The following is a 25,491-nucleotide window of genomic DNA, read 5'->3' on the forward strand; positions in this document are numbered from 1 at the left end:
ATTCAGGCCTGATACACCACTTCGCCGCCTACGGCGGTGGTTCTTACCTTCACGTCACGCAGACGCATGGGGTCTATGGCGGTCAGGTCTTCATCCAACGCCACCCAGTCTGCCAAGTAGCCCGGACGCAGTACGCCCCGCTGCTGGTCAGAGAACGCCAGCCAGGCGGAACCGTGCGTGTACATGCCCAAGGCCTGCTCGACGGTAACGGCCTCTTCCGAACCCAGCACAGCGTCCAGATCATCGACATAGCGCGTCACCGCATGCCAAATCCCCTGTAGCGGCGCATAGTGGGCAATAGGCGAGTCAGACCCGCCGCCTACCGGTATACCGGCATCCAGCCATGCTTTAAGCGGCGTGGCCTGGCCAACCAGGCTAAGACCAAATCGACGGCTTAGCAAAGGCGCAAACTGATACTGCATGGGAGCCTGGGTCGCCACCGCCACTTTCAGGCGCTTGGCCATCTCGATATTGCGCTGGCTGGGCCAGAGATAGGCATGGATCAAACTGAAACGCAGGGCATCGATAGGGTGGCGCTGATGCACCTCGTTGAAGATTTCCAGCGCCAGATCGATAGCCTTGCCGCCCACCGCATGCACACCTATAGACCAGCCCGTGCGTGCGCAGAATTCCACCAGGCGATGGAAGACGTCAGTGTGGGTGACTTGTATGCCGCATTGGCAACGCTCGTCAGGATAAGGCTCGCGCATCAGCGCCGTATTCAAAGAGGCACCCCCATCAAGGTAAACCTTGATGGCGCCCAGCTTGAAACGCTCATCGCCAAAACCCGTGCGTACGGGCCAAGAAGCCAGGCTATTCATCAGAACATCCGGGTCTTGGTCGATTTGTGCCTGCGGCATGGCAACCGTGCGCACCGTCAGCTCGCCTTGACGCCAAAGCTCTTGGTAGATGCTCATGTCATCAGCCTGCAAGCCTGGCTCGACCACACCGGTAATACCCGTGGCATGGTATTTTTTTTGTATCTCGCGCAGAGCGTCGCAGCGCATCTGTCGAGAGGCTGGCGGCACCAAGCGCCCCACTTGATTGAACGCCGGTAGCTCTATCAGCAAACCATCAGGCTCACCCTGGGCGTCGCGGCAGATTTTGCCACCAGTGGGGTCCGGTGTATCGGGCCCTATACCTGCCAGCTTCAAGGCTACTGAATTGACGCAAGCCACATGCCCCACCCGTGGCAGATACACCGGGCGATCAGGCACAGCTTCATCAAGCTCACGACGGGTGGGGTAGCGTTTCTCTTCCAGCTTTTCTATATGCCAGCCCTCCCCGGACACCACCCATTCCTGCTCAGGATGGGCTTGCCGGTACTCGCGAACCGCGCGCAACAACTCAGCGATGTTGCGGCAGCCTGAAAGGTCTACACGCTGCTGCTGGATGCCCGTCCACAGCATATGGTTGTGGGAATCGATAAAGCCCGGCACGATGACGCCTTGGCCATAGTCCAGGTGCTGAACAGCGCCACCCATGGCCTGCCGTACTTCTTCCAGCGTCCCCACACACTGAATGCGCCCATGCGCAATACCCATGGCCTGAGCCACTGGCATTGCCGGGTTCATGGTCAGGATGCGCCCGCTGACCACCGATGGCGGTGGTGTCATACGCGGGCTACCCAGCAAGCTACGACCTTCAGTCATTTAAGTCTCCGTAGAGCAAATCGGAGGCCTTCATCGGCGCTTCCAGCAGACCATGCTTTTTCATGAGGTCCAGCGTCTTTTGCACCGACTCGGCGCTCACGGAAACCGGCGCTGGGGCCAGGACCAGGTTTTGTACCAACTCGGGTTGCATCTTGGTGTAAGAAGCGATCAGTTCAGCAAAAGCGGGCTGATCGGCATTGGCATTGACCCATTCCGCACCTTTCTTGAGGGCTCGCTTGAAGCGCGCTACGGTTTCGGGGTTCTTGGCAATGAAATCATCCGTGGCCACGTATTGCGCCACGTTCAAGCCGGGCTGCACCTTGATATAGGGGAAGTCTACGGCGACCAGCGTGCCGTCCTTGACGTTGGTAGAGAAGAAGGGCTCTACCGTCATGGCCGCATCTACCTGCTTGCGACGCACCGCATCGGCCATCTGCGGAAAAGGAATCTCGCGCATGGTGACTTTGTTAACGTCGCCACCGGTTTGCTCTATCCATTCGCGCGCATACAGCCAGATGTTGTTGTTGCGGTTGTTGACGGCCAGGGTCTTGCCGTTAAGGTCGGCGCCGGTTTTGATGCCCGCGTCGGCCAACGCAAAAATGCCGGCGATATCGGGGGCTTCAGTGCGCACGTCAGAGCCGGGGGCCACAATTTTCACGTCCAGATCTTGAGCCACGGCTTGGGCCAGCGACACGATATTGCTGAAGGCGAAATCGTAGGCACCGCCCACCAAGCCAGGAATGCCCGCCGCGCCGCCCGACACGGGTGCGGTATCCACTTCCAGGCCTTCTTCAGCAAAATAGCCCTGCTTTTGCGCTGCGTACAGCGGTGCAACGTCGACAATAGGAATCACGCTGACGCGCAGCTTGGCTTTTTCTTGAGCCAAGGCCGGGCCGCTAAGCACACAGCCGGCTACGGCGGAAACGATAATGCGCCGCAACCAGCGCGAAGAGAAAGACTGAGACATGAGACACCTCGTGAAGACGAAGAAAAGGGAACAACGAGGAAAAACAGAAGCGACGCTTAGGCCTTGCCGCGGCCCGAGCTTATTGCGCCTCGGCTTGCCAGAAGGTCAAGCGACGCTCCAGCCATTCGAAACCGTAAACAAGCAAGCAACCGAACACTGCCAACACCAGTACCCACGCATACATTTCGCGAGCACGGAAGCTGCGTTGAAGATCCACAATCATGGCGCCCAAACCACCCGTGCCCGTCAGCATTTCAGCCAGCACCGCCAGCACAATGGCCAGGGCCAAGCTGATCTTCATGCCCGACAACACCATGGGCAGGCTTTGCGGCACGATGACATGGCGGATAGTGGCCCACTTGCCCACCCTAAGCGTGCGGGCGGCATCCAGCCGAACCGGGTCCAAGCCCTGTGCAGCCTGAATGGCGGCGATAAGAACAGGAAAAAAAGCACCCAAGAACACAATGGCGATTTCCATGCCCGGGCCCATGCCCAGCAACAACATCAAGGGTGGCACCAAGGCGGGCTTGGGAATAGGCCGGATCAGTTCGACCAGCACTTCAAACAGGGCATAGACCCGCCGGTTGAAACCCATGGCCAAGCCTAGCGCAGCCCCACATACGCAGGCCGACGCCCAGCCCACCATCAGCAAGCTGGCGGTATGCCAAACCGGCCCCCATAAACCGCCGCCAACCACCAGCCCCCAGGTGGTCTCAAGCACACGCGTAGGCGGCGGCACAATGGCCGCCTTGATGGCGCCGCTTTGTACACAGGCTTCGAGCACAGCGCCCACCACAAAGATGAACAGCCAGCCCCAACCCCATTTTTCCCATAGACGACCCAGCGTCATGGCTGCCTCCCCAGCAGGTGGGCCAGCAACTCGCCGCGCAGCCGCGAAAACTCGGGGCAAGCGCGGGTGGCGACAGGGTCGCGGGGACGCGGCAAGGGGTTGTCGTATACGTGGGCAACCCGCGAAGGCCTAGGCCCCAGCAAGGCGATGCGATCAGACAAATACACGGCTTCGTCGACATCGTGGGTGACCAGCACCACGGTCAGGCCACGCTTTTGCCAGACATCCAGCACCAGATCGTGCAACACGGCGCGGGTCAGGGCGTCGACAGCCGAAAAAGGCTCATCCAGCAGCAATACCTGCGGTGAAGCGGCCAAGGCCCGAGCAATGGCAACACGTTGCTGCATGCCCCCCGACAGCTGCCAAGGAAAGCGGTCGCCCATCCCTTCGAGGCCCACCAGCGTCAGGTACTCTTCACAGGACTGCATGGCCTGGCGGCGATCTACGCCCGGCTGCCCACCCATGCCGAACATGACGTTATCGCGCACATTCATCCAGGGAAACAATGAGCGCGAATACTGCTGGAATAGATACACCAGACCCTCCGGCGGCGCTTGCACAGGCCTGCCACGCATGGTGACCTGACCCGAAGTGCCTTGCATCAAGCCGGCTATCATCTGCAGCACCGTGGATTTGCCGCAGCCACTGGGGCCGACTATGGTCAGGAACTCGCCTTCGCGCACATCCAGCGTAACGTCGCCAACCGCCTGCACTGCGTCCTGGCCATTGCCATACCGCATGGATAAAGACTGCAGGCTCAGGATAGTCTGCGAGGCCGAAGTATTCACGGCATTCATGTTTATTTCCTTTCTTCCAACTGGCGCGACCACCTTAGCCATCTCGACTCGAGCACGACGAACAGGCGATTGAGCACATACCCCAGCAACGACAGCAAGATGACAGCCGCATACATATCGGCGGCACGCATGGCATATTGCATGGAGACAATGTAGTAACCCACGCCGTCATTGCCGGCGGTCATTTCGGCGATGACGGTAAGCACCAAAGCCAAGCTCAGACTGATGCGCATGCCGGAAAATATATAAGGCAACGCGGTGGGCAATTTGACCTTGAACAAGGCGATCCAACCGGGAATACGGAAGGTGCGCAAAACCTGCTTGTGCACCGGATCCACCGCCAGCACCCCGGCATAAGCGCTCATGAACACAGGAAAGAACACGCCAAAGGCAATGACGGTAATTTTCAGTGCGTCATCAACGCCCAGCAATAAGATCAGCGGCGGGATAATGGCGGGCACGGGCAGGGGACGCAACAAGGCGATAGAGGTGCCCAGCAAGCGTTTGGCCCAACGGCTGTTGGCCACCAGCATGCCCAGCATCACCCCCAGCGCACAGCCCAAGGCATAGCCTGACAACATGCGCACGATGCTAGGGCCAAAAACGCTCAGCCATTCGCCGGAAACGAAACCTTCCCAGATTTTTGCCAGCACCGCAGAAAGCGCTGGCCAGTTCTCGCTTTGAACCCAACCCTGCACAACACTGAGCTGCCACAGCACGCACAGGCCCACCACCAAGGCCCAACCCGTCCACGCGGTGGAACGCCACATCGCAAGAGCTTTCACCAGTCTTCCCCCGTGGTCAGGCTTGCCAAAGGCTCGCGCCCCATGGTGGCGTTCACATAGCCCTGCGTACTGTAATAACGTTCAAGCGACACCACGGCAACCTCGGCATGCTCGTGCGCCAAGGCATGAGCACGCATGCCATGGCGTAAAGAAATGGCATGCACCAAAGTGTGATGCTGTCTGTGCATACCCTGCAGAAAACTGAGAGCCTCGAAACTGGACTCGTGCAAGGGCAAGGTGGCCGAGGGGCTGGCAGAAGGCAAACGGTTGTTCAAGGTCCAGGCGCGCATGACGGCCTCATTGCCACAGGACTCCATCAACAATTGATGGAATTCATCATTCATGGCGCCATAGGCAACATAGGTGTCGTAATCGATGTCACCATCGGCAGCCACCGGCACGGCTAGCAAGGCGTCGCCACGTTGCAGTAGCGCTTCAAACTTGCGTTGCACCTCCCAGCTCATGCCCTGCTCGGCCAGCAGGCGGGCAGCCAAAGCCTCTAGCGCAGCGCGCAGCACTATGCCATCACGTAAATTTTGGGTGCTTAGGCTACGGGCGGCATAGCCTCCCGAGGGCAGCGCTTGCACCAGGCCTTCTTCTTCCAACCGTATGAGCGCCAATTTAACGGGCGTGCGCGACACGCCCAATTGCGCAGCCAGTGTCATTTCTGCCAGGCGCATGCCCGCCATGAAACGACCGCGCAGAATCATCTCGCGTATCTGAATCAGGACACGTTCCTGTTGCGAAATCGTTGTCATCAATGAACCTCCGGGATGCCGAGGGGGGGACTGAGCCCGGAATTTTTTCGCGCTTTTGCGCGATCAAGGCATCCGCATTGCATGCATTAAAACGCGAGTATGCGCAAAAAACAGGCCAAAAACCCCCCGTAATAACCCTTAACCCTCATTTAAGATACTTTTATTTACTTTTTTGCATGCACACTGTCGGCATCAAGGCGCAAGGAGTCAGCACTTGGAAACGCCCTGCAGGCGCACGAAAAAGGCCTATGCGTCTTTCACGCATAGGCCTGTCTGCCCATCACATTGCACTTTTTCCAGGGGCGAAAAAAAACGTAACGGCTTTTTTCGATGCGCCTCAATCAGGCAATGGCACGCTTCAGAAGGGCAATTGGCGCTCACCCAACTGCACCGTCACCCACTTGAGCTCAGTCATATCGGCCACCGAATATCGGCCATTTTCTTTGCCATACCCGCTGTTTTTAAAACCACCAAAGGGCGCATTGGGGTCATCGTCAAAAGCGTTGTCATTGATGTGCACGGAGCCTGCTTCTATGCGCAGCGCAAAGTCAAAGGCCTTCTGTAGATCGTTGGTGACGATGCCCGACGATAAGCCGTACGAGGTGTCGTTGGCCAAGGTAACGGCATGCTCGTAATCGTTTGCCTTATAAACGGCTGCCAGCGGGCCGAAACTTTCTTCGTTGTAGACCTCCATGCCGGGCTCTACCCCTGCCAGCACCGAGGGTTCGAACACGCCGCCATGAACCTGCCCACCCGTTAGCAGTTGAGCGCCCTTGGATACCGCGTCGTCGATATGCCCACGAATGAACTCGGCCTGGCGCGGATCAATCAGTGGCCCCACTGCCGTAGTCGGCAAAGCCGGATCACCAAAGGGAACCTGGCGCACTTTTTCGACCAAAGCCTTGCAGAAAGCATCGTAAATGGGGGCTTCAACAATAATGCGCGAATTGGCCATGCACACCTGGCCCTGATTGAAGAAAATGCCGAATGCGGCAGAACGAACCGCGTAATCCAAATCGGCATCGGCCAGCACAACAATAGGGCTCTTGCCGCCCAGTTCCAGCACAATGCGTTTTTGATAACGGCCCGCCAGCTCGGACAGTATGCGCCCCACCTTGGCCGATCCGGTAAACGTAATCAGCTTGACGCGCGGGTCGGAGAACAGGGTTTCGCCCACGGCTTCATCGGTGGTGGGAATCACGTTAAGCACACCGGGCGGCAGGCCGGCCTCTTCCAGTATTTCGGCAAACAGCAGCGCCGCAATGGGCGTGTAGGGTGAAGGCTTGAGAATAAAGCTATTGCCCGCCGCCAAAGCAGGCGCCAGCTTCTTGCCATTCAGCAATAAAGGGGCATTGAAGGGGCCTATGCCCACTACCACGCCCAATGGCTGGCGCAGCGTCATCGAGATACGGTTGGGCGCATCAGCCGGCATGGTTTCGCCACGCACATCGCGCGCTTGCCCCGCCGCAATACGAAAGGTGCTGATCATGTAATCGCACTCGAACATGGCCTTGCCGAAAACATTGCCGCCCTCTTCTATCAGCACTTGGGCAATTTCCATTCGGCGCCGCTCGACGATGTCGGCGGCCTTGAGCAAGATGGCTTCGCGCTCGCTGGCCAATGTTTTGCCCCATGCGACTTGTGCGGCCTGTGCACTGGCCAGTGCTTGTTCGATGTCGGCGGCGGTCGCCAAATGGGCCTTGGCCATCAACTGACCCGTGTAGGGGTTCTTGACCTCGCGCACGGGCTGGCCTTCAGACTGCCAGGCACGCCCATTGATGTAGGGATAGTAGGTTTTTATCTCTGTGCTCATTTCTTGTCTCCTTGATTGTGGGTTTTCCATACATTGCCCGGCGCTCTGACGCCGTATAAGATGAAACGTGACGAACCCGGGAATCTGGTGTCTCAAATTATCGGCGTGGCCAGCAATCCGGTCTTGGACTCACGCGCCGCAATCTTTGACTTACGGCGCAAGACAGCACCACGAGGGCATCATGGAACAGATGAAGGTCTGGAGTACCCGCGGCCTGGCGCCCAGTCGGGCGCTGTCCTTCTGGAACGAGGCTGTCTCTTCGGCGTTTCTCCGGGTACGCACGGAGTCGCGTCACTCCCCGCAACCCTTTCAAGCTCAGTTGCAATCGCTCAGCCGGGGCAACTTATCGGTCAATCGTTTGCATGCCCAGTCTTACCGCGTGGTCTGCAACACCAACGACAGCCATCACGATTGGCTTTTCATCAATCTGCACGAACATGGCCGGTGCCGCTTACGCCAACTCGGGCGCGAGCACTGGGCCTCACCCGGCGACATCAGCCTTAATCTGGGTAACACCCCCTTTGATTTTGAGTTCGACGACCAGGTCGCCATGAGCTGCCTACGCGTGCCGCTGGCGGGTGCTGCCGCACGCAGCGGCTTGCTGCACGATGCCGTGGCCCGCTCGCTGCCAGGCGGGGCGGGCACGCAGCTGTTACGGGCCTACATCAGTAGCCTGCTGCAAAACATTCAAGCGCTGTCGCCCAGCCAAGCCGAACACGCGGCCAATGGCCTGTTCGATCTGCTGGCCCTTAGCCTAGAGGGCGCCGACCCCAAGCACGATGATCGCGCAGGCGTGCAAGCCGCCCTGTACCGGCGCGCGCTAGCCTATATCGACGCTCACCTTGGCGAGGCCGACCTTAGCCTTGCCCACATCAGCGCCCACCTGCAACTGGCGCCGCGCACCTTACAAAACCTGTTTCAGGCCCATGGCACCACGTTCACCGCTTGCCTGCTAGAGCACCGCTTGATGGCAGCCGAACGCCTCATCAGCAACGATTCGCGCACCTTAATGGCACAGGTGGCCTATGCCGTAGGGTTTTCCGACCAATCCTATTTCAACCGGGCCTTCCGCCGCCGTTTCGGCATGACACCCACCGAACGTCGCCATGAAGCCGCGCGACTGCTAAGCTGAGCAAACCGCGCTTCGCAAACCCCTCTCCAGCCCCCCTGTTGCCCAGCCAACACACGCGCAATTTTGGGCGCGTATTATCACGACCGCACTTGGGCTTCAAACAGAGGTTTGCTCTTACTGCATACCTGTGCTGTAATCGTGCGCTGAACATTTTTTGCCCAGGGTCTTTACACATGGTTCCCGTTACGATACTGACTGGCTTTCTTGGCGCAGGGAAAACCACCCTGCTCAAGCGCATACTCAGTGAAAACCACGGCCAGAAAATCGCCGTGATTGAGAATGAGTTTGGACCCGAAAGCATAGACAACGAACTGCTCGTCCAAGATAGCGACGAACAGATCGTCGAGCTGAGTAACGGCTGCGTGTGCTGCACCATCCGTGGCGACCTGCTGCGCGCCCTCGAAGAACTGCGCATCAAGCGCGACAAAGGCGACATCAAGTTCGACCGCGTCATCATCGAGACCACCGGCATGGCCAACCCCGGCCCGGTATGCCAGACCTTCTTCATGGATGACAACATCGCGCGCTATTACCGCCTTGATGCCGTCATTACCGTGGTCGATGCCAAACACGGCATGGAAACCCTGGACAAGCAGGAAGAAGCCCAAAAGCAGGTTGGCTTTGCCGACGTCATACTGGTCTCCAAAAAAGACCTCGTCAACGACGCCGACTATCAAGCGCTGCGCAGCCGCCTGATACAGATCAATCCACGCGCTTCCATCACGCCGGTGCACTTCGGCGAGGCCGATATCGCCAAGCTGCTGGATATCAGCGGCTTCAATCTGAACACCATCCTCGATATCGACCCGGAATTCCTGGCCGACCAGCACCCCGACGCCGCTCACGACCACGACCATCATGGCCATGACCACGGTCATCACCACGATCACGAGGGCGAATGCAGCCCTGGCTGCGGGCACGACCACCACGATCACCATCACGCCCACCACAACGACGACATCGGCGCCTTCGTCTTTCGCTCGAACAAACCCTTCGACCCCGAACGCCTGGAGTCCTTCCTGGGGGGTGTAGTACAGATCTACGGCGAAGATCTGATGCGTTACAAAGGTATTTTGTACGTCAAGGGCAGCAACCGCCGCTTGCTGTTCCAGGGCGTACACATGATGATGGGCGCCGAACCCGGCAAGCCCTGGTTGACCCACGAAAAACCCAACACCAAACTGGTATTCATTGGGCGCAAGTTGCCCCAAGAAATTTTCACTCAAGGGCTGGAACAGTGCCTGGTCACGTGACCAGCCCTTTACGAGCACTGTCTCGACCTTTATGTACAGAGGTATGCCATGGTAACGAAAACGTCCTCCGGTAAGAATCAAGACCGCTTGCTCACCGAAAAAGAACTACTGGCCATGTCGGAATCGGACTACATGGACGATGCCCAGCTGGCCTTCTTCCGAGACCGCTTGCAGCAGCTCGAGCAAGAAATTCTCAGCAACGCAGACACCACCACCGAGAATCTGCGGGAAACCCAGTTCGTGCCCGATCCGGCCGACCGCGCCACCATCGAAGAAGAGCACGCACTGGAACTGCGCACCCGCGACCGCGAGCGCAAGCTGCTCAAAAAAGTGCAGCAGTCCCTCAAGCTCATCGATTCGGGCGAATACGGCTATTGCGAGGAAACCGGCGAACCCATAGGCCTGAAACGCCTGCTGGCCCGCCCCACCGCCACGCTATCGCTGGAAGCCCAAGAGCGCCGCGAAATGCGCCAAAAGTTATACGGCGATTAATTCCCGCTGTTTCCGCTTTTCCTGACAGCTTGCTCTTGAGCAAGCTGTTCTTGTTTGTAGCTTCGACGCTTGCCGTTGGCCTTGCCCTCGTCACACCCCCCCTTGAAAAACGGCAGTCGCCCCCCAACTAAGCTACTCATAGGGGACCCCATGGAACAATTTCACGCTACTACCATTATCTGCGTACGCCGCGGCAATCAGGTCGCCATCGGCGGCGACGGCCAGGTCACGCTGGGCAACATCGTTTTCAAGGGCACGGCGCGCAAGATTCGCCGCCTGTATCACGACAAGGTGCTGGCCGGCTTTGCCGGTGCCACTGCCGACGCCTTTACACTGCAAGAACGCTTTGAAGCCAAGCTCGAAAAGCACCAAGGCCATCTCATGCGCGCCGCCGTCGAACTGACGCGCGACTGGCGCACGGATCGCGTGCTGCGCCGCCTGGAAGCCATGCTGATCGTGGCTGATCGCGAACACTCTCTGATTCTTAGCGGTAACGGCGACGTGCTAGAGCCCGAACACGGCATTGCCGCCATAGGTTCTGGCGGCGCGTATGCGCAAAGCGCCGCACTGGGCCTGTTACGCAATACCGAGCTCTCCCCCACCGACATCGTCAAGAAGTCGCTGGAAATCGCGGGTGAGTTGTGTATCTACACCAACCAGAATCACGTCCTCGAAACCCTCTGAGCCCGCATTTGCCATGTCCGCTACTCATATGACCCCCGGAGAAATCGTCTCCGAGCTCGACAAGCACATCGTCGGGCAGAATCGCGCCAAACGTTCCGTCGCTGTTGCCCTGCGCAACCGCTGGCGTCGCCAGCAAGTGCCCGCCGCACTGCGCAACGAGATCGTGCCCAAGAACATCCTCATGATCGGCCCAACCGGCGTGGGTAAAACCGAGATCGCACGTCGTCTGGCGCGGCTGGCCAACGCGCCCTTCATCAAGGTTGAAGCCACCAAATTCACTGAAGTGGGCTATGTAGGCCGCGACGTCGACACCATCATCCGCGATTTAGTCGAAATCTCTATCAAGCAAACTCGCGAAATCGAAATGCGCCGCGTGCGCGCCCAGGCTGAAGACGCCGCCGAAGACCGCATTCTTGACGTGCTGATCCCGCCCCCCCGTGATGCCATGGGACAGCCCGATCGCACCGAAAACACGGCACGGCAAACCTTCCGCAAACGTCTGCGCGAAGGCCAGCTCGACGAGACCATGATAGAAATCGAAGTGGCTCAGGCCATGCCGCAAATGGAGATCATGGCGCCGCCCGGCATGGAAGAAATGACCGAGCAGCTTAAGGGCATGTTCGCCGGCCTGGGGCGCGAAAAAACCAAGGCGCGCAAGATGACGGTCAAAGAGGCCTTCAAGCTGCTGGTGGAAGAAGAAGCCGGTCGCCGTGTCAACGAAGAAGACCTGCGCACCGCCGCAGTACAGAACGCCGAACAAAACGGTATTGTGTTTCTGGACGAGATCGACAAGATCACCACGCGCCAGGAACAGTCCTCAGGTGAAGTCTCACGCCAAGGGGTGCAGCGCGATTTGCTGCCGTTGGTAGAAGGCACTTCCGTCAATACCAAGTATGGCGTGGTTCGCACCGACCACATCCTGTTCATTGCCTCGGGGGCCTTCCATCTGTCGCGTCCTTCCGACCTCATCCCCGAACTGCAAGGCCGCTTCCCCATCCGTGTCGAGCTCGACTCACTGAGCGCTGACGATTTCGTGCGTATCTTGTGCGAAACCGATGCCGCTTTGACCAAGCAATACGAAGCCTTGCTGGCCACCGAGGACGTCACGCTGGACTTCACCCAAGACGGCATACGCCGCCTGGCAGAACTGGCTTACTCGGTCAACGAACGCACCGAAAACATCGGCGCACGCCGCTTGTACACCGTAATGGAAAAACTGCTGGAAGACTTGTCTTTCGAGGCCACCTCGCACAGCGGTAAAACCATCGTGATCGATGCCGCTTACGTTGACGAACAGTTGAAAGAAACAGCCGCCAGCGAAGATTTGGCGCGCTACGTGCTGTAAGAACCTAAAGCGCCTAAGGAACCGCTGCTCTCATGCGAGGCAGCGGTTTTTTATTGCACACTTAATCGCGCCGGTACTGCAAGCAACGCCCTTTATAGGCTAGTTCCTCACCTTCGGCGGTCAAAATCGGCCTATCGCGCAAACAGACCTGCCACATCAGCTTGAAACCATATTGCGCCATTTCCTGGGTAAACCGGTTGCGATGGCCTCGATCGGGGTCCACTATCCAAACCTCTGCCTGGGCTTTTGCCCTTTGATGCACGAGATCTGCCAGCAGCGCGGGGGTACTACGCTCGTAGAGCAAGTCACTGCCGACAATCAGATCGTAACGCTGATGAGCAGGGGTAAGGCCTAGCGTGCTCAGCAAATCAGGGCAGGCGGGCTCTCCCCATTGGGCATGCACATAAGGCAGCCCCGAAAGGCCGTTCAAAGCTTGGTTGGTTTCCAAAAAATGCGACGCCAAGGGGTGGCAATCACTGGCGTGTACCTGCGCACCGCGTCTGTGCATGAGCAAACTTGCCAGCCCCAAGCCGCAGCCTAGCTCAAGAATTTTTTCTTGTGGCCGTACAGGGCGGTTTTTTAGCTTGCGCGCCAATTGGATGCTAGAGGGCCAGATCAGACCGAATAGCGGCCATACAGCAGAGCCTATTCCTAGTTGCTGCGCATGACCATGGGGGTCGGCATATTGCATATGATCAGCCAAAGTGCGCACGCGCAGCGATTCAGTGGCAGAAAGCGGTACCCGTTGAATGCGTGTTTTCAACTGGGCATAAGGCTTGAAGGCGGGGTTTTCAGTGTCTAACATGCCCCATGATGGGCCATTTAGCAAGAAAAGGCCAATTTAGGCGATTTTATTTATTTTTAATAGAAGAAAAAAGCAGTTTAACGGTAGAAAACCGAATTTTTATCTTCGCCCCTATTCATTCCAAACGCGCAAATAAAAGACGCCGCATCGAAATGCGGCGTCTTCAAACCAGCAGGGAAACTTAAGCTTAGTACTTGCCCGAGAGCAGCGCGCCGGCGTTGGCCACTTCACGCTTCAGGTCAAGCTTGTTCAGCATTTGGTAGACCGTGCTGATGGCTGCCGTGGTAACAGGCAGGCCCAATTGGTCTTCAACTTGCTGCACCGACTGGAAGGAAGGCATTTGCACGCAAGCCGAGAGCACGACGGCGTCTACGCCGCGGGTGTCCAGGCGTTTGACGTGTTCGGCGGGAGCCAAGGGGTTTTGCCGGCCCACTTCCAGGTTGTCGGGGATTTCCAGCGACAGCGCATCGTGCACTTCTATGCCTTCGTTCTGGATGTAATCCACCACCAGCTGCGTCAGCGGCTTCATGTAGGGTGTCAGGATGGAGACTTTCTTGGCACCCAGGGCCTTCAGGCCTTCGACCAGCGCACCGGCGCTGGAAACGATGGGGGTGGGTGCGTCATTGTCGACGGTCACCTGATGCAGACGCTTCTCGGATTCACGGTGGTAGCCCAGGCCCATGCTCATGATGGCGACCAGGCAGGCATAACCCATGACGTCTACACGGGCGTCAGAGAGCTCAAGCGCGCAGCGGTCGGAGTCGCGGTCCATGGCGGCCAATTCTTCTTTGGTGACCTTCTTCATGCGCATGCGGCTGGAATGGAAGGTGAAGCGATCTTCGAACTGGCTTTCGCGGCTGCGCAGCATCAGCGGGATCTCGGTTTCCATCGTGGTGTTGGAACTAGGAACGATCTGGCCGATACGGAAGGAACGGGCGGTGGACATGCGGGCGTCTCCTGAAATGAATGACGTAAAAGACTGCGGTCTGGTCCGGCTATCACCCCACTTGGGGTACGGACAGCCGCAGCCAAAGGCGGCACAATAGTTGAATCTTGCGCCAACTACGTGTTTCGCACCAATACATATTTCGTCTGGTTTGACATATTCTGCCTATCGCTAGCGCCGCCTTGCGTAAACTATAGGGCTTTACAGCGCCTGCCTTCACCCCATGGAACTGCGCCAACTTCGTTACTTCACCGTACTGGCCGAAGAACTGAACTTCACGCGTGCTGCGGCACGGCTGCATATTTCGCAGCCACCGCTTAGCGCGCAAATCGCCCAACTAGAAGACGAGCTGGGGGTTACGCTGTTCCTGCGCGACAGCCGCAAGGTGCAACTCACAGATGCCGGCGCCACCTTTTTGCGCGACGTACGTCGTATTCAAGACCGCCTCAAAGAAGCCACCCAACGTGTGCGTACCGTGCATGCGGGTTTGGCCGGTCGTCTTGAAATCGGACTGTCGGGCTCGCATTTTCTGGGGCCCTTGCCAGGCATAATCGGCAGCCTGGCCGAAACCCACCCCGACATTGACGTCGTGCTCAACGAGATGGCCCCCAACGACCAGATCGAGGCCCTGCGCGAATCGCGTATAGACCTTAGCTTGTCACGCCAGCCCGTAGAAGACGAGTTGCTGTGCAGTCGCATGCTATGGCCAGACCCCTTGGTCGTGGCCCTGCCGCCCCGACATCCTTTGGCACAAGGCAAACAAATTGCCCTGGAAGCCCTGGCGACCGAGCGCTTTGTGATGCTGCGCCGGGAAACCTCGCTATTTGCCGAGCAACTGCTTCAAGCTTGTGCCGCCGCCGGGTTTACGCCCCAGGTTGCGCAAACGGTATCCGAGGTTCCTGCCCAGCTTAGCTTGGTCGCGGCGGGCCTGGGTGTCAGCCTGGTGCCGGCCTCGACCCAAGCCTATCAAGCACAAGCCCTGGCTTTTCGCCCTCTCACCGGCGCCCAGCTAAGCACCGGGGTCCATGTCGTCATGCGCCAAGACCGGCGCAAGGCCGTCATCGACACCTTTGTAAACTATCTTATTGAACAAACCCCGGGCTCACCGGCTACTACCTCGCCTACGCAGCCCGCAAGGACACCCTGAAATGAGTTCTCGCATCGCCCCTCAGGCAGCCGAAGACATCGCTGCGCTGCGCGCCCGCTTCATCGAAGCCATGGGCGCCCACGCTGCATCGGTTAACGTTGTCACCACTGATGGCCATTCCGGAAAAATGGGGCTGACCGCCAGCGCGTTTAGCTCGGTTTCGGCCGACCCGCCCACGCTGCTGGTCTGCATTAATCAGCGCAGCCCTATCTGCAATACCATTCAGCACAACGGGCGCTTTGCCGTCAACGTCCTGAATGAATCCCAGCCTGATATCTCCAACCGATTTGCGGGTCGCCCCGACGATGGCGAACCTTACGACTTCAACGCCTGCGCACATCAGGCCGGCACGTTCGGCCAGCCGCTCATACAAGGGGCCGCCGCCAGTTTCGAATGTGAAGTCCGTGAAGTCGTGCTGGTAGGCAGCCACGCCATCATCATCGGCGCGGTTCACGAAGCCACTGCGGGCAGCGCCGGCCCACTGGTCTACGCCCGACGTCATTACGGCAAATTCGCCCCCCATTTCTGATGGGCAAAGGCTGAACCCGGACTTTTATTGTTCGGGGTCGGCTGCCACTTCGCGAATACAGTCCAGCGCCGCCTCGACGGACTTCGGAAACAAGCCGTCATTGCGCCAGTACAGGGACACCGAGCCCACACCATCCAGCTTGAACGGCAAGACGCGCAATACTCCCAGACGCGTCAGCATCAGCGAGCTGCGATGTGAAGCCGTGCCAATCACGTCGCTCAGATTCAACAGGGTAATGTTGGCAATCACCGAATTGGACTCGATGTACTGACTGGGCAGGCTGCGATTCGCCTTGGCCAAGGCCGCCTCCAAAGCTTTGCGCACTGGGGTTTGACTGGGCCAGACTATCCAGCGATAGCGCTCTATGTCTTCCCAGCCCACCTGCGGCTGGCTGAACAGAGGATGATCTGGCCGGGCGACAAGGTCTATCGGCTCAACGTACAACACCTCTGAGCGGATATTGGCGGCATCGGCCTCGGCGATAGAGGCCGTACGACCGATGACGATGTCTACGTCCCCTCCTGCCAGCAAGGCCAGCAGCCTATCCATGGTGCCTTCCATCAGGTCGACACGCAGATCCGGCATGCGCTGCGCCAGGGCCAACACCGCGCGCGGGGCCGCTTCCGAGGCCGCTGCGCCCGACGCGCCCACCACAACGCGCCCCGCCCCGCCAAAACGCAGCACGCTCATATCCACCGCCGCACGATCCAATTGCGCCTGAATACGACTCGCATGGGCTATCAGTACGTCTCCGTGCGTGGTAGGCACCAAGCCACGGGCATGACGCTCGAACAGCGGCAGGCCTATATCGCTTTCCAGCTCTTTCAGCCATTTGGATAGCGCCGGCTGCGTGGTGTGCAGCAAGGTGGCGGAATGGCTAAGGTTGCGCGTTTGCGCCAGGCTAAGCAAAAACTTGAGATTGCGCAGGCGGATGCGATCGGTCCAATCTGTCGTCATGTAAGCGGGTTCCTCCGATTCACGCCCTAGTGTAGCGCTCCCCTCAGTAGCCCACTGTCATGACTTAAATCAAAAAGTGGCCTGTAATGGCTTGTTTGGATAACGCTGACTGCCTATAATCTTCGAAAATCCTCATTATTTTATAAAATCACTCCTTGGACGTTACCGTGCCAAGCACGGCGCCCGAACCACTTCTCAAGAGGTTATCCGGCATGACAACTGCAACTCGTCCCAATTACCGCGAAGACGTCGCGGGCCGCGCCAACGTCGAAGACACGCCCGAACTGCTGGCCTACTACGACGAACTTGCCAGCATGAATACCGCCGCCCTCTGGACGGTTGCCAACAAGATCGAGCCCTGGCAGCCCCAATCGTCATCGGTTCCCGTTGTGTGGCGCTTCCAAGACCTGCGCGAGCATGTGCTGCGTTCCATCGACCTGGTTTCCCCCGAAAAAGCCGGGCGCCGTGTGGTTTACCTCGACAACCCTGGCCGTCGCGACGTTTCCGCCGCCGTGGGCTGGTTGTATTCGGGCTTGCAAGCCATGCGCCCGGGCGAACGCGCCTCTGCGCACGCTCACGCCGCCAGCGCGCTGCGCTTCATTATGGAAGGCTCGGGCGCCTACACCATCGTTGACGGGCACCGCATGACCTTGGGCGCCAACGACTTCGTACTGACACCCAATGGCTGTTGGCACGAGCACGGCGTCTCCGAAGACGGCGCGCCCTGCATCTGGCAAGACGGCCTGGATATCCCCCTTGTTAACGCGCTGGAAGCCAACTTCTATTCCGTGCACCCCGATCTGCAGCAAGCCGACACCGCACCGGTAGACTACGCCGTAGCCGCCTGGGGTGGCCGCGGCCTGGTGCCCGCCAACGACAACTGGCAGCATGCCTATTCGCCGCTGCTCAAGTACGAATGGGCCCCCACCTACGAAGCCCTGAGCAACTTTGCACGCGTTACCGATGGCTCGCCCTTCGATGGCGTGTTGATGGATTACATCAACCCCAAAACCGGCGGCCCCGTCATGCAAACCATAGGCGCCAGCATGCAAATGCTGCGCCCCGGTGAACACACCAAAGCCCACCGCCAAGTCGGCAGCTTCATCTATCAATGCGCCAAGGGCAAAGGCTATTCCATCATCAACGGCCAACGCCTCGACTGGCAAGAGCGCGACATTTTCTGCGTGCCGTCGTGGATGTTCCACGAACACGTCAACCTCAGCGCCAGCGAAGACGCCTGCTTGTTCTGTTTCCACGACCTGCCCGTGATGAAATCGCTGGGTCTGTATCGTGAAGAGGCCCTGAAAGACAACGGCGGCCATCAGCCCATCGTTCAGCCGTAAACCCCATGCCGACGCGGCTGGGGCGCCAGAACCCACCGCGTCAGCGTCTTGTTTTCTTGATTCATTTTTTATAACAATACGGCGGAAACCCGCTTTTCGGGCCCGCCGCCAGCACCAGGAAACTCTATGCGTCTCGTTACCTATCGCCGCCACGTCCACGAAGCCGCCCGTCTGGGTGCCATCGTCGACAACCAAGTCATCGACCTCGAATACCTGGGCCTGAGCGCAGGCGTCGACCTGCCCGACAACATGCTCGACTTCATCGACCTGGGCCCTGGCGCTGTCGCCAGCACCACCGAACTCCTGAACGCACACGGCGGTCAGTGGCCTATCGGCGTGGCCCAGCCCATCCAGAACGTCAAGCTGCTGGCCCCGATTCCCCGTCCGCGCAAGAACATCTTCGGCATTGGCCTGAACTACGTCGAGCACGTCGAGGAATCCAGCCGTTCGCTGGACACCTCGGCCGACCTGCCCAAGCAGCCGGTCATCTTCTCCAAACCGCCTACCGCGGTCATAGGCAACGGCGACGCCATCGAGCACAACGCCAAGATCACCCAGCAGATGGACTGGGAAGTCGAGCTGGCCGCCATCATCGGCACGCGAGCCAAGGGCGTCTCCGAAGAGGACGCTCTGTCCTACGTGTTCGGCTACAGCGTCATGAACGACATCAGTGCGCGCGACAACCGCCGCGCCGGCCAGTGGATCTACTCCAAGGGCCAGGACACCTACGCCCCCTTCGGTCCGTGCATCGTCACTGCCGATGAAATCCCCGATCCTCACAACCTGAACCTATGGCTCAAGGTCAACGGCGAGATCAAGCAGCAGTCCAACACCAAGCACATGCTGTTCAACGTCGCCGTCCTGGTGTCCGACATCAGCGCCGGTATCACGCTGGAGCCGGGCGACATCATCGCCACAGGCACGCCTTCGGGCGTGGGCGCCGGCCGCACGCCGCAAGAATGGATGTGGCCGGGCGACGTCGTCGAAGCCTGCGTCGAAGGCATAGGCACGCTGCGCAACCCCATCGTCCCCGTCTAAGACGCGGCACCGGCAGGCCTTCGCAACGACCTTGCGAAGGCCCTTTCCATTCTCGTCTACAGGTTGTTATTGCCATGCTCAGCCTCCCCACCGTCAAAGTCGCCGCCGTCCAGGCCAGTCCTGTCTTCCTCGACACCCAGGCCACCGTCGAAAAGGCTTGCCGCCTGATCGCTGAAGCCGCTTCGCAAGGCGCGCAGCTCATCGCCTTTCCCGAAGTCTTCATCAGCGCCTATCCATACTGGAACTGGATCATGTCGCCGGTGGAAGGCAGCCCCTGGTTCGACAAGCTGTGCCGCAGCGCCATCGAGATCCCCGGCCCGGAGATCCAGCGCATCGCCCAGGAAGCCGGCCGCCACGGCGTGCACGTAGTCATCGGCGTCAACGAACGCAATCCGCTCAGCATCGCCACGCTGTACAACACTCTGGTGTTCATCGGCCCGGACGGCAAGCTGCTGGGCCGCCACCGCAAGCTGGTGCCCACCTGGGCCGAGAAGCTCACCTGGGCCAACGGCGACGGCTCATCGCTGCGCGTGTACGACACCGCCATCGGCCGCCTGGGCGGGCTGGCCTGCGGCGAAAACACCAACACCCTGGCGCGTTTCAGCCTGCTGGCGCAAGGCGAACTGCTGCACGTCGCCAGCTACATCTCGCTGCCCGTCGCCCCGCCCGACTATGACATGGCCGAAGCCATCAAGGTGCGCGCCATGGCGCACTGCTTTGAAGGCAAAGTGTTCACCGTCGTGTCGTGCTCGACGATCTCCGAAGAGATCATCCAGACTTTCGCCGCCACCCACCCGCAGGCCGAGTCGCTGCTGCGCCGCAAGAACAGCGCCTTCTCCGGCGTCATCGGCCCGGACGGCCGCCTGGTCGGCGAACCGCTGATCGACGACGAAGGCATCGTCTACGCTGAAGTCGATCTGGGCCGCTGCGTGCAGCCGCGCCAGATGCATGACATCACCGGCCACTACAACCGCTTCGACGTGTTCGACCTGCGCGTCAACCGCCGTCCGCAGCAGTCCGCCCAGTTCCTCAACGACGGCCCGGCGCCGCAGCTCGACCTCGAAGACGAGCCCCAGCCCGGTCCTTCCGGCGAGGCGCCATGAACCTCGCTCAACCGAGCCCTCCCGCCGTGCGCACCGCGACGCTGGCCGAACAGGCCTACGTCGCGCTCAAGCACGACATCATGTCGGGCGAGCTGACCCCCGGCCAGCCGCTGCGGCTGGAATTCCTGAAGAAAAAATACGATCTCAGCTTCACGCCCTTGCGCGAAGCGCTGAACCGCCTGCAAAGCGAGCGCCTGGTCGAATCGGCCGCGCTGCGAGGCTTTCGGGTCGCGCCGCTGTCCATCGAAGAAATGCGCGATGCCATGAGCGCGCGCACGCTGATTGACTGCGAAGCGCTGGAGCGCGCCATAGACCAGGGCGACGACGCCTGGGAAACCAGCATCGTGGCCGCCCTGCACGCGCTGGATCTCGTGTCCAGACGCCAGTCCGCGGGCGACGCCCCGCCGCCCGCCTACGACGAGGTCGAACAGCGCCACCTGGCCTTGCACCGCGCGCTGATCGCCGCCTGTCACTCACGCTGGCTGATGGATTTTTCCATGGCGCTGTACATCCAGACGGAACGCTACCGCCGCCCCATGCTGATGCAGACCCCGCGCAACACCACCAAGCGCGATGTCTCGAAAGAGCACCACGACATCGTCGATGCCACGCTCAAGCGAGACAAGGCGCAGGCCACCGCGCTGCTGACCGAGCACTACGATAAAACGGCGCGACTGATAGAGACCGTTCTCGTGGCTGAGCCGCCCAAAGTCCCCGACAACGCATAAGCCGGAGCACATCATCTGTCGGTGGATGATGTGCTCCGGCGCAAGCTGCCTATCTATTAGTAGGACATTAGACTCGGTAGCCACAACACAGTTTGTGGATACACCATTACAAGAATGAGCACCAAAAGTTGCAGCCCAATAAACGGCATGATGCTTTTGTACATCTCCATCAATGGGAAATCAGAGGGGGCCACCGTCCTAAAGTAAAAGACGGAAAGCGCGAACGGCGGCGTGAGGTACCCAAGCTGCAAGAAAAGGATGACCAGCATCGCGAACCAGACAGCGTCAAACCCTAAGGCCAGTGCGATAGGCGTGAAGAGTGGAACAATCAGATAGACAACGCCGATCCAGTCCAGGAACATTCCAAGAATCGTGACGGCAAGGAGCATCAGGAGCAATATCCCCCAAGGCCCTAGGGGCATGCTCAGTACAAAGTCCTTTACTACTGCATCGCCGCCCGCAGATGCAAAAGTGGAGATGAAGGTCACCGCGCCCACTGTCATCGTCAAAATCATGCTTGTCGACTTCAATGTCGATGACATGGACTCGGACAACTTCTCGAAGCTAAGAGTGCGGTAACCCAACCCTAGCAAAAGCGCTGCCATCACCCCAACGGCGGCGGCCTCCGTCGGCGTCGCGACACCGAAGAATATCGACCCTAGCACCGCCAAAATGATCAGTACCGGCGGAACGATAGCGAGAACCAGGCTAGGGACTCCTACACGTTCGATTTCAGCCCTCCTGTCCTCTGCGCTGATCGGCGGCCCCAGCTCTGGATTCAACAAACAACGCACGACGACGTAGATTGTGTAGACAAGCGATAGCAGCAGGCCAGGCACAATGGCTGCCATGAACAGGCTTCCAACAGACACGCCAGCCACAGGCCCATACACCACAATCATGATGCTTGGAGGAATCAACACCCCTAGCCCGCCACCCGCGCAGATCACGCCTGCCGACAACTTCCTGTCGTACTTGCGCTCTAGCAACGCCGGCAGGCTCAGTGTTCCCACCGTTACGACGGAGGCTCCCACCACACCAGTTACTGTTGCAAAGATCGTCGCTAACGCATTAGTGGCGATCAACAAGCCCCCTCGCAAGCGACCAAACAGCACATACAGGCTGCTGAAAATTCGATCACCAGCACCCGTATGCTGCATGATATTTCCCATTAGTATGAACAATGGGATAGCAAGCAACACGCTGTTGGTCATAGTGCTAAAGAAACTGTTTATCAGTATCCCTATATAGCGATCGCCAAATAAAAACACACCAAAAAACAGCCCTACCGCCGTTAATACGAACGCAAGATAATACCCTAATGCAATACCGATGATGACCGACACAAACATCAGCATCATTGCCATTTCCGGGGAGAGAAAATTCATTGATTTGCCTCATTTTTTTTGGAAATCAGTTTATTGATATCCTTACAAATCTCGGAAACCCCTTGCAATACAAGCAGCGCCACAGCGATAAGAATTATGCTTTTAAAAGGATATATCGGCGGCAACCAAAAGCTACCCGTGGCTCTTTCTTCACGCTCCCAGGATCTGATTACCCAAGGCACTAGTTTATATAGCAATAAGCCAAACGCTGGAAAGAAAAAAACCACAGAAAGCAAAATGTCCAGTAAGGCCTTTGATTTTTCACTCAAATTAACGTAAAAAACATCGACCCGCACATGTGTTTTCGTTAGTAAAGCATACCCCATACCCAGAACAAAAAAAGTACCACCAAGCATATAACTCAGATCAAAAACCCATATCGAAGGCCGATTGAATAAATAGCGCATGACGACTTCATAGCAATTTATAAGAGCAAGCACAAGCACAACCCATTTAGCGGCACTTGCAATCCTGCTAGTAATGGAGTCGATCGTGTTGGATATCATTAAGAGCACAACACCCCCGGATTTGACTGTAAATTAAGCTCATTGCCACATCTACCCTGGACTATCAAAGTAGGCTGAAGGCACCCTCCCCCTCAGCCTTTTCAATGATCACAAGCAATTAATACTTTATCTCCATGTAACTCTGCAAATACTCATACTTCTTCTTATATTCCATCTGTGACTCGTATATTTTTTTGAACAGCGGATTTTCTGCACTTTTCTTTTCGTACAACTGATGGGCGAGCGATGCAATCTCCCGCATGATTTCCGGTGAGAGCCGCTCTATTTTCGTTCCATACGCCTCCATTTTCTTCAAGGCATCAGCATCCTTGACAAGAGCGTTACCCAGCCCTTCCAACACCGATGCTTTTGCAGCCTCCTCAACGATGGCTTTCAAGTCATCCGGAAGCGCCCCCCAGGACTCTTTATTGATCAGCAACTCCATCAGCGAGGTAGGCTGATGAATCCCTGGCACATAGGCATATCGAGCCACCTCATGCATACCCGACACCCAATCAGACTCGGGATTGGCAAACTCAGCAGCATCAATGACACCTCTCTCAAGAGCCCCGTAAATTTCAGAACCAGGCAAGGTCACCACTGACGCCCCGAGGCCGGTCAAAATTTCCCCCCAGTAGCCAACAGTCCGAAATTTCAATCCCTTAAAGTCTGCCAAGCTTTTGAGTGGCTTGTTGCTCCACGCAAAGATCTCAGTATTATTGATTCCGGCGGCACCTACATAGCCGAAGTCGTATTTAGCGTAGGCTTCTTTCCAGAGCGCCATGCCAGGTCCGTGATAGAGCCACATCAGGTATTCAATCGCCGTTAAGCCCGCAGGCACTGCGGCAAAGAATGGCGCTACCGGCTGGTTACCAACCCAATAAAATGCCGCTGAATATGCCGCATCAATGACTCCCTCTTCCGCAGCATCGAACACCTGCAGTCCACCCACAACCGAACCTGAAGGTAGGCTTTTGATTTGCAACCTGCCGCCGCTCATCTGCTTGACTTTCTCAGCAAAGGCATCTGCTTGCCGCTGAATTTCCAGCCCAGGGGCCCAAGTGGACTGCATAGTCCAACGGATGACCTGGTCAGACTTTCCTGTCTGAGCCCAAACTGAACCGCTCAAGGCCAAGGCGCTGATACATACACCGTATATTGCCTTCTTGATATTCAGACTGATCATGGTATTTTCCTCAAAAGAGTCAGCTGTAGCCTGCACTGAATTTTTTACAGCGCTGGTAAAACCAAGCGTGCCCGACAGGCTTAGCCGTTAATTGATGCTATTTTCACGTTACTCAACATGAATTAGCTTTAATTATTTAACTGCCTTCATACTGCCTATCGACTGCCACCGATATAGCCACTACAGTTAATTTCCACGCGCATGGGTGGAAATACGTGAGGCAAACCTACTCTCGAAACCTCGATGAGAGTGGAGGAGGGGAAATCCCCCTTGAAAAACTCTTGTCGTGCTCGCCATACCTCCGTATTTTCATTCAGATTATTGACGAAGATCTGTAGTGACATAATGTCGTCCATTTCCCCGCCTGCCTCTTCGATCAAAGACTTGATAGAAGAGAATATTTTCTTCGTTTGCTCGTACATACTGTTGCCCTCAGCAACGATACCAGATACATAAAAGTGCCCATTACTATGAACCTTTATGTTTGACCATGTCTGCGGAGGCGGCTCTGGCAATTCCTTGGGGTTGTAAACTTTGTATGTCATAAGATTTCTCAAAAAATAGCTTATCAGGTCTGCTGATAAACGCGTATTTTTATATCAGTGATTTTTGAACCACCGATTGGATTGAGATCCATAGGGCAAGCGGACACAGCGCCGATGATATCTTTCATCGCCTGTAGCAATATGGAGTCTCCAGCTTTCGTCCGACAAGGCTCTTGTATCAATCGGCCATCCGGTTCTATTGCAGTGCTTTGGAAGAAATTAAAGGGAGCAGGAAATATGTCTCGTCCGATACCGTAAGGGCGTAAAGCTTCCTCAAAATTCTGCACACAACTACGGTGGCCAGTAACCCCATAATCCACTAAATACCGTTGTTCATCACACGCGGGGATCAGCAAATCATGCGATGGAGATGTGTCTTTAATAATTTTCAGCATGCGATTACGTAGCGAGCTTCGTAACTCGTCACCTACTCTCAGCGCAAGTGATTTAAGAGCAGTAAAGGTATGTGAAGGGGATAGCCTTTCCCAATGGTTATGCTCGTTAAATGCAAAAAAATCAGCAACTTGCTGCCCTTCCACATCTATGATTTCAAGCAATTGCCCCTCTTTGACCTCAAACGCACGAGCATGTCCTCCCGGAACCACAATCTCCGCAATCAACTGAGTGTTTCTATTCATAACGACCTCATTCAGTCAACACACAACCCACATGCCTTTTCAAGCTGATGGCAAACTCTGGTAGCCGGATGTTGGCCCACGCCGTCCTTATCAGAATGCTGACC

At 57.5% G+C, this 25,491-nt stretch carries 26 protein-coding genes; 11 read left to right on the top strand and 15 right to left on the bottom strand.

Going from position 1 to position 25,491, the window contains the following annotated elements; genetic code table 11:
- Positions 1 to 2: 2 nt before the first annotated feature.
- The 7 genes from H0484_RS11320 to H0484_RS11350 form a co-directional block, all read right to left on the bottom strand.
- Complete coding sequence (locus H0484_RS11320) at positions 3 to 1,652, bottom strand: amidohydrolase (RefSeq protein ID WP_226954742.1); 1,650 nt, start codon at positions 1,650 to 1,652, stop codon at positions 3 to 5.
- Complete coding sequence (locus H0484_RS11325) at positions 1,645 to 2,619, bottom strand: ABC transporter substrate-binding protein (RefSeq protein ID WP_226954743.1); 975 nt, start codon at positions 2,617 to 2,619, stop codon at positions 1,645 to 1,647. The genes H0484_RS11320 and H0484_RS11325 overlap by 8 nt, the downstream gene beginning before the upstream one ends.
- Before the next feature lie 79 nt (positions 2,620 to 2,698).
- Entirely contained in the window at positions 2,699 to 3,469 is a 771-nt protein-coding gene (locus H0484_RS11330) for an ABC transporter permease (protein ID WP_226954744.1), read from the bottom strand.
- Positions 3,466 to 4,266, bottom strand: a complete 801-nt coding sequence (locus tag H0484_RS11335; RefSeq protein WP_226954745.1) for an ABC transporter ATP-binding protein — start codon at positions 4,264 to 4,266, stop codon at positions 3,466 to 3,468. The genes H0484_RS11330 and H0484_RS11335 overlap by 4 nt, the downstream gene beginning before the upstream one ends.
- A 2-nt stretch (positions 4,267 to 4,268) precedes the next feature.
- The gene (locus H0484_RS11340; RefSeq protein WP_226954746.1) at positions 4,269 to 5,051 is read right to left on the bottom strand and encodes an ABC transporter permease; all 783 of its coding nucleotides are present in this window, start codon (positions 5,049 to 5,051) and stop codon (positions 4,269 to 4,271) included.
- Positions 5,048 to 5,809 (bottom strand): GntR family transcriptional regulator, encoded by a 762-nt coding sequence (locus tag H0484_RS11345; RefSeq protein ID WP_226954747.1) that lies wholly within the window; start codon positions 5,807 to 5,809, stop codon positions 5,048 to 5,050. The genes H0484_RS11340 and H0484_RS11345 overlap by 4 nt, the downstream gene beginning before the upstream one ends.
- A 358-nt stretch (positions 5,810 to 6,167) precedes the next feature.
- Positions 6,168 to 7,622 carry an aldehyde dehydrogenase family protein gene (locus tag H0484_RS11350; protein ID WP_226954748.1) on the bottom strand — a complete coding sequence of 485 codons (1,455 nt, stop codon included), beginning with the start codon at positions 7,620 to 7,622 and terminating at the stop codon, positions 6,168 to 6,170.
- Positions 7,623 to 7,803: 181 nt separating this feature from the next.
- Here H0484_RS11350 and H0484_RS11355 point away from each other — a divergent pair, with 181 nt between their 5' ends.
- From H0484_RS11355 to hslU, 5 genes are all read left to right on the top strand, one after another.
- Positions 7,804 to 8,754 (top strand): AraC family transcriptional regulator, encoded by a 951-nt coding sequence (locus H0484_RS11355; RefSeq protein WP_226954749.1) that lies wholly within the window; start codon positions 7,804 to 7,806, stop codon positions 8,752 to 8,754.
- A 173-nt stretch (positions 8,755 to 8,927) separates the two neighbouring features.
- Positions 8,928 to 10,007, top strand: coding sequence for a CobW family GTP-binding protein (locus H0484_RS11360; RefSeq protein ID WP_226954750.1), 1,080 nt, complete (start codon positions 8,928 to 8,930; stop codon positions 10,005 to 10,007).
- Between the two features lie 48 nt (positions 10,008 to 10,055).
- Positions 10,056 to 10,499, top strand: a complete 444-nt coding sequence (dksA, locus tag H0484_RS11365; RefSeq protein WP_226954751.1) for an RNA polymerase-binding protein DksA — start codon at positions 10,056 to 10,058, stop codon at positions 10,497 to 10,499.
- A 150-nt stretch (positions 10,500 to 10,649) separates the two neighbouring features.
- Positions 10,650 to 11,183, top strand: coding sequence for an ATP-dependent protease subunit HslV (hslV, locus tag H0484_RS11370; RefSeq protein WP_226954752.1), 534 nt, complete (start codon positions 10,650 to 10,652; stop codon positions 11,181 to 11,183).
- Between the two features lie 13 nt (positions 11,184 to 11,196).
- Positions 11,197 to 12,528, top strand: coding sequence for an ATP-dependent protease ATPase subunit HslU (gene hslU, locus H0484_RS11375; RefSeq protein WP_226954753.1), 1,332 nt, complete (start codon positions 11,197 to 11,199; stop codon positions 12,526 to 12,528).
- A 61-nt stretch (positions 12,529 to 12,589) separates the two neighbouring features.
- On the opposite strand, the gene H0484_RS11380 is transcribed toward hslU, so the two are convergent.
- Positions 12,590 to 13,333: a class I SAM-dependent methyltransferase gene (locus H0484_RS11380; protein WP_226954754.1), complete on the bottom strand. Its 744-nt coding sequence runs from the start codon at positions 13,331 to 13,333 to the stop codon at positions 12,590 to 12,592.
- 187 nt (positions 13,334 to 13,520) lie between these two features.
- Positions 13,521 to 14,279, bottom strand: a complete 759-nt coding sequence (locus H0484_RS11385) for a maleate cis-trans isomerase family protein (RefSeq protein ID WP_315859952.1) — start codon at positions 14,277 to 14,279, stop codon at positions 13,521 to 13,523.
- 223 nt (positions 14,280 to 14,502) lie between these two features.
- Here H0484_RS11385 and H0484_RS11390 point away from each other — a divergent pair, with 223 nt between their 5' ends.
- Positions 14,503 to 15,426, top strand: a complete 924-nt coding sequence (locus tag H0484_RS11390; RefSeq protein WP_226954755.1) for a LysR substrate-binding domain-containing protein — start codon at positions 14,503 to 14,505, stop codon at positions 15,424 to 15,426.
- A 1-nt stretch (position 15,427) separates the two neighbouring features.
- Positions 15,428 to 15,955 carry a flavin reductase family protein gene (locus H0484_RS11395; protein WP_226954756.1) on the top strand — a complete coding sequence of 176 codons (528 nt, stop codon included), beginning with the start codon at positions 15,428 to 15,430 and terminating at the stop codon, positions 15,953 to 15,955.
- Between the two features lie 24 nt (positions 15,956 to 15,979).
- Here the strand turns inward: H0484_RS11395 and H0484_RS11400 are convergent, their stop codons facing one another.
- Positions 15,980 to 16,912: a LysR family transcriptional regulator gene (locus tag H0484_RS11400; RefSeq protein WP_226954757.1), complete on the bottom strand. Its 933-nt coding sequence runs from the start codon at positions 16,910 to 16,912 to the stop codon at positions 15,980 to 15,982.
- Between the two features lie 212 nt (positions 16,913 to 17,124).
- On the opposite strand from H0484_RS11400, the gene H0484_RS11405 reads away from it, so the two are divergent.
- From H0484_RS11405 to H0484_RS11420, 4 genes are all read left to right on the top strand, one after another.
- Positions 17,125 to 18,255, top strand: a complete 1,131-nt coding sequence (locus H0484_RS11405; protein ID WP_226954758.1) for a cupin domain-containing protein — start codon at positions 17,125 to 17,127, stop codon at positions 18,253 to 18,255.
- Positions 18,256 to 18,381: 126 nt separating this feature from the next.
- Positions 18,382 to 19,293: a fumarylacetoacetate hydrolase family protein gene (locus H0484_RS11410; RefSeq protein WP_226954759.1), complete on the top strand. Its 912-nt coding sequence runs from the start codon at positions 18,382 to 18,384 to the stop codon at positions 19,291 to 19,293.
- A 74-nt stretch (positions 19,294 to 19,367) separates the two neighbouring features.
- Positions 19,368 to 20,396 carry a carbon-nitrogen hydrolase family protein gene (locus tag H0484_RS11415; RefSeq protein WP_226954760.1) on the top strand — a complete coding sequence of 343 codons (1,029 nt, stop codon included), beginning with the start codon at positions 19,368 to 19,370 and terminating at the stop codon, positions 20,394 to 20,396.
- Positions 20,393 to 21,124 carry a GntR family transcriptional regulator gene (locus tag H0484_RS11420; protein ID WP_226954761.1) on the top strand — a complete coding sequence of 244 codons (732 nt, stop codon included), beginning with the start codon at positions 20,393 to 20,395 and terminating at the stop codon, positions 21,122 to 21,124. The genes H0484_RS11415 and H0484_RS11420 overlap by 4 nt, the downstream gene beginning before the upstream one ends.
- A gap of 56 nt (positions 21,125 to 21,180) precedes the next feature.
- Here H0484_RS11420 and H0484_RS11425 read toward each other — a convergent pair whose 3' ends face one another.
- From H0484_RS11425 to H0484_RS11445, 5 genes are all read right to left on the bottom strand, one after another.
- Complete coding sequence (locus H0484_RS11425) at positions 21,181 to 22,512, bottom strand: TRAP transporter large permease (protein ID WP_226954762.1); 1,332 nt, start codon at positions 22,510 to 22,512, stop codon at positions 21,181 to 21,183.
- A complete protein-coding gene (locus H0484_RS11430) occupies positions 22,509 to 23,018 on the bottom strand; it encodes a TRAP transporter small permease subunit (protein ID WP_226954763.1) in 510 nt (169 codons plus the stop codon). Before H0484_RS11430 ends, H0484_RS11425 begins: the two co-directional genes overlap by 4 nt.
- A gap of 118 nt (positions 23,019 to 23,136) precedes the next feature.
- The gene (locus H0484_RS11435) at positions 23,137 to 24,204 is read right to left on the bottom strand and encodes a TRAP transporter substrate-binding protein (protein WP_226954764.1); all 1,068 of its coding nucleotides are present in this window, start codon (positions 24,202 to 24,204) and stop codon (positions 23,137 to 23,139) included.
- Between the two features lie 155 nt (positions 24,205 to 24,359).
- Entirely contained in the window at positions 24,360 to 24,749 is a 390-nt protein-coding gene (locus H0484_RS11440; protein ID WP_226954765.1) for a RidA family protein, read from the bottom strand.
- Positions 24,750 to 24,772: 23 nt separating this feature from the next.
- Positions 24,773 to 25,387: a DUF1989 domain-containing protein gene (locus H0484_RS11445; protein WP_226954766.1), complete on the bottom strand. Its 615-nt coding sequence runs from the start codon at positions 25,385 to 25,387 to the stop codon at positions 24,773 to 24,775.
- Positions 25,388 to 25,491 lie beyond the last annotated feature (104 nt).

It is taken from the genome of Mesopusillimonas faecipullorum (assembly GCF_020539505.1).
GTDB classification, from domain to species: domain Bacteria; phylum Pseudomonadota; class Gammaproteobacteria; order Burkholderiales; family Burkholderiaceae_B; genus Mesopusillimonas; species Mesopusillimonas faecipullorum.

What these genes read in the sequence shown, in the direction of transcription:
- H0484_RS11420 (WP_226954761.1), top strand. Translation starts at nt 20,393, where the DNA reads ATGAACCTCGCTCAACCGAGCCCTCCCGCCGTGCGCACCGCGACGCTG.
- H0484_RS11410 (WP_226954759.1), top strand. Translation starts at nt 18,382, where the DNA reads ATGCGTCTCGTTACCTATCGCCGCCACGTCCACGAAGCCGCCCGTCTG.
- H0484_RS11345 (WP_226954747.1), bottom strand. Translation starts at nt 5,809, where the DNA reads ATGACAACGATTTCGCAACAGGAACGTGTCCTGATTCAGATACGCGAG.
- H0484_RS11425 (WP_226954762.1), bottom strand. Translation starts at nt 22,512, where the DNA reads ATGAATTTTCTCTCCCCGGAAATGGCAATGATGCTGATGTTTGTGTCG.
- H0484_RS11400 (WP_226954757.1), bottom strand. Translation starts at nt 16,912, where the DNA reads ATGACGACAGATTGGACCGATCGCATCCGCCTGCGCAATCTCAAGTTT.
- H0484_RS11405 (WP_226954758.1), top strand. Translation starts at nt 17,125, where the DNA reads ATGACAACTGCAACTCGTCCCAATTACCGCGAAGACGTCGCGGGCCGC.
- H0484_RS11355 (WP_226954749.1), top strand. Translation starts at nt 7,804, where the DNA reads ATGGAACAGATGAAGGTCTGGAGTACCCGCGGCCTGGCGCCCAGTCGG.
- hslU (WP_226954753.1), top strand. Translation starts at nt 11,197, where the DNA reads ATGTCCGCTACTCATATGACCCCCGGAGAAATCGTCTCCGAGCTCGAC.
- H0484_RS11360 (WP_226954750.1), top strand. Translation starts at nt 8,928, where the DNA reads ATGGTTCCCGTTACGATACTGACTGGCTTTCTTGGCGCAGGGAAAACC.
- H0484_RS11330 (WP_226954744.1), bottom strand. Translation starts at nt 3,469, where the DNA reads ATGACGCTGGGTCGTCTATGGGAAAAATGGGGTTGGGGCTGGCTGTTC.
- H0484_RS11320 (WP_226954742.1), bottom strand. Translation starts at nt 1,652, where the DNA reads ATGACTGAAGGTCGTAGCTTGCTGGGTAGCCCGCGTATGACACCACCG.
- H0484_RS11335 (WP_226954745.1), bottom strand. Translation starts at nt 4,266, where the DNA reads ATGAATGCCGTGAATACTTCGGCCTCGCAGACTATCCTGAGCCTGCAG.
- H0484_RS11430 (WP_226954763.1), bottom strand. Translation starts at nt 23,018, where the DNA reads ATGATATCCAACACGATCGACTCCATTACTAGCAGGATTGCAAGTGCC.
- H0484_RS11395 (WP_226954756.1), top strand. Translation starts at nt 15,428, where the DNA reads ATGAGTTCTCGCATCGCCCCTCAGGCAGCCGAAGACATCGCTGCGCTG.
- H0484_RS11415 (WP_226954760.1), top strand. Translation starts at nt 19,368, where the DNA reads ATGCTCAGCCTCCCCACCGTCAAAGTCGCCGCCGTCCAGGCCAGTCCT.
- H0484_RS11350 (WP_226954748.1), bottom strand. Translation starts at nt 7,622, where the DNA reads ATGAGCACAGAGATAAAAACCTACTATCCCTACATCAATGGGCGTGCC.
- H0484_RS11385 (WP_315859952.1), bottom strand. Translation starts at nt 14,279, where the DNA reads ATGTCCACCGCCCGTTCCTTCCGTATCGGCCAGATCGTTCCTAGTTCC.
- H0484_RS11445 (WP_226954766.1), bottom strand. Translation starts at nt 25,387, where the DNA reads ATGAATAGAAACACTCAGTTGATTGCGGAGATTGTGGTTCCGGGAGGA.
- H0484_RS11380 (WP_226954754.1), bottom strand. Translation starts at nt 13,333, where the DNA reads ATGTTAGACACTGAAAACCCCGCCTTCAAGCCTTATGCCCAGTTGAAA.
- dksA (WP_226954751.1), top strand. Translation starts at nt 10,056, where the DNA reads ATGGTAACGAAAACGTCCTCCGGTAAGAATCAAGACCGCTTGCTCACC.
- H0484_RS11325 (WP_226954743.1), bottom strand. Translation starts at nt 2,619, where the DNA reads ATGTCTCAGTCTTTCTCTTCGCGCTGGTTGCGGCGCATTATCGTTTCC.
- H0484_RS11390 (WP_226954755.1), top strand. Translation starts at nt 14,503, where the DNA reads ATGGAACTGCGCCAACTTCGTTACTTCACCGTACTGGCCGAAGAACTG.
- H0484_RS11440 (WP_226954765.1), bottom strand. Translation starts at nt 24,749, where the DNA reads ATGACATACAAAGTTTACAACCCCAAGGAATTGCCAGAGCCGCCTCCG.
- hslV (WP_226954752.1), top strand. Translation starts at nt 10,650, where the DNA reads ATGGAACAATTTCACGCTACTACCATTATCTGCGTACGCCGCGGCAAT.
- H0484_RS11435 (WP_226954764.1), bottom strand. Translation starts at nt 24,204, where the DNA reads ATGATCAGTCTGAATATCAAGAAGGCAATATACGGTGTATGTATCAGC.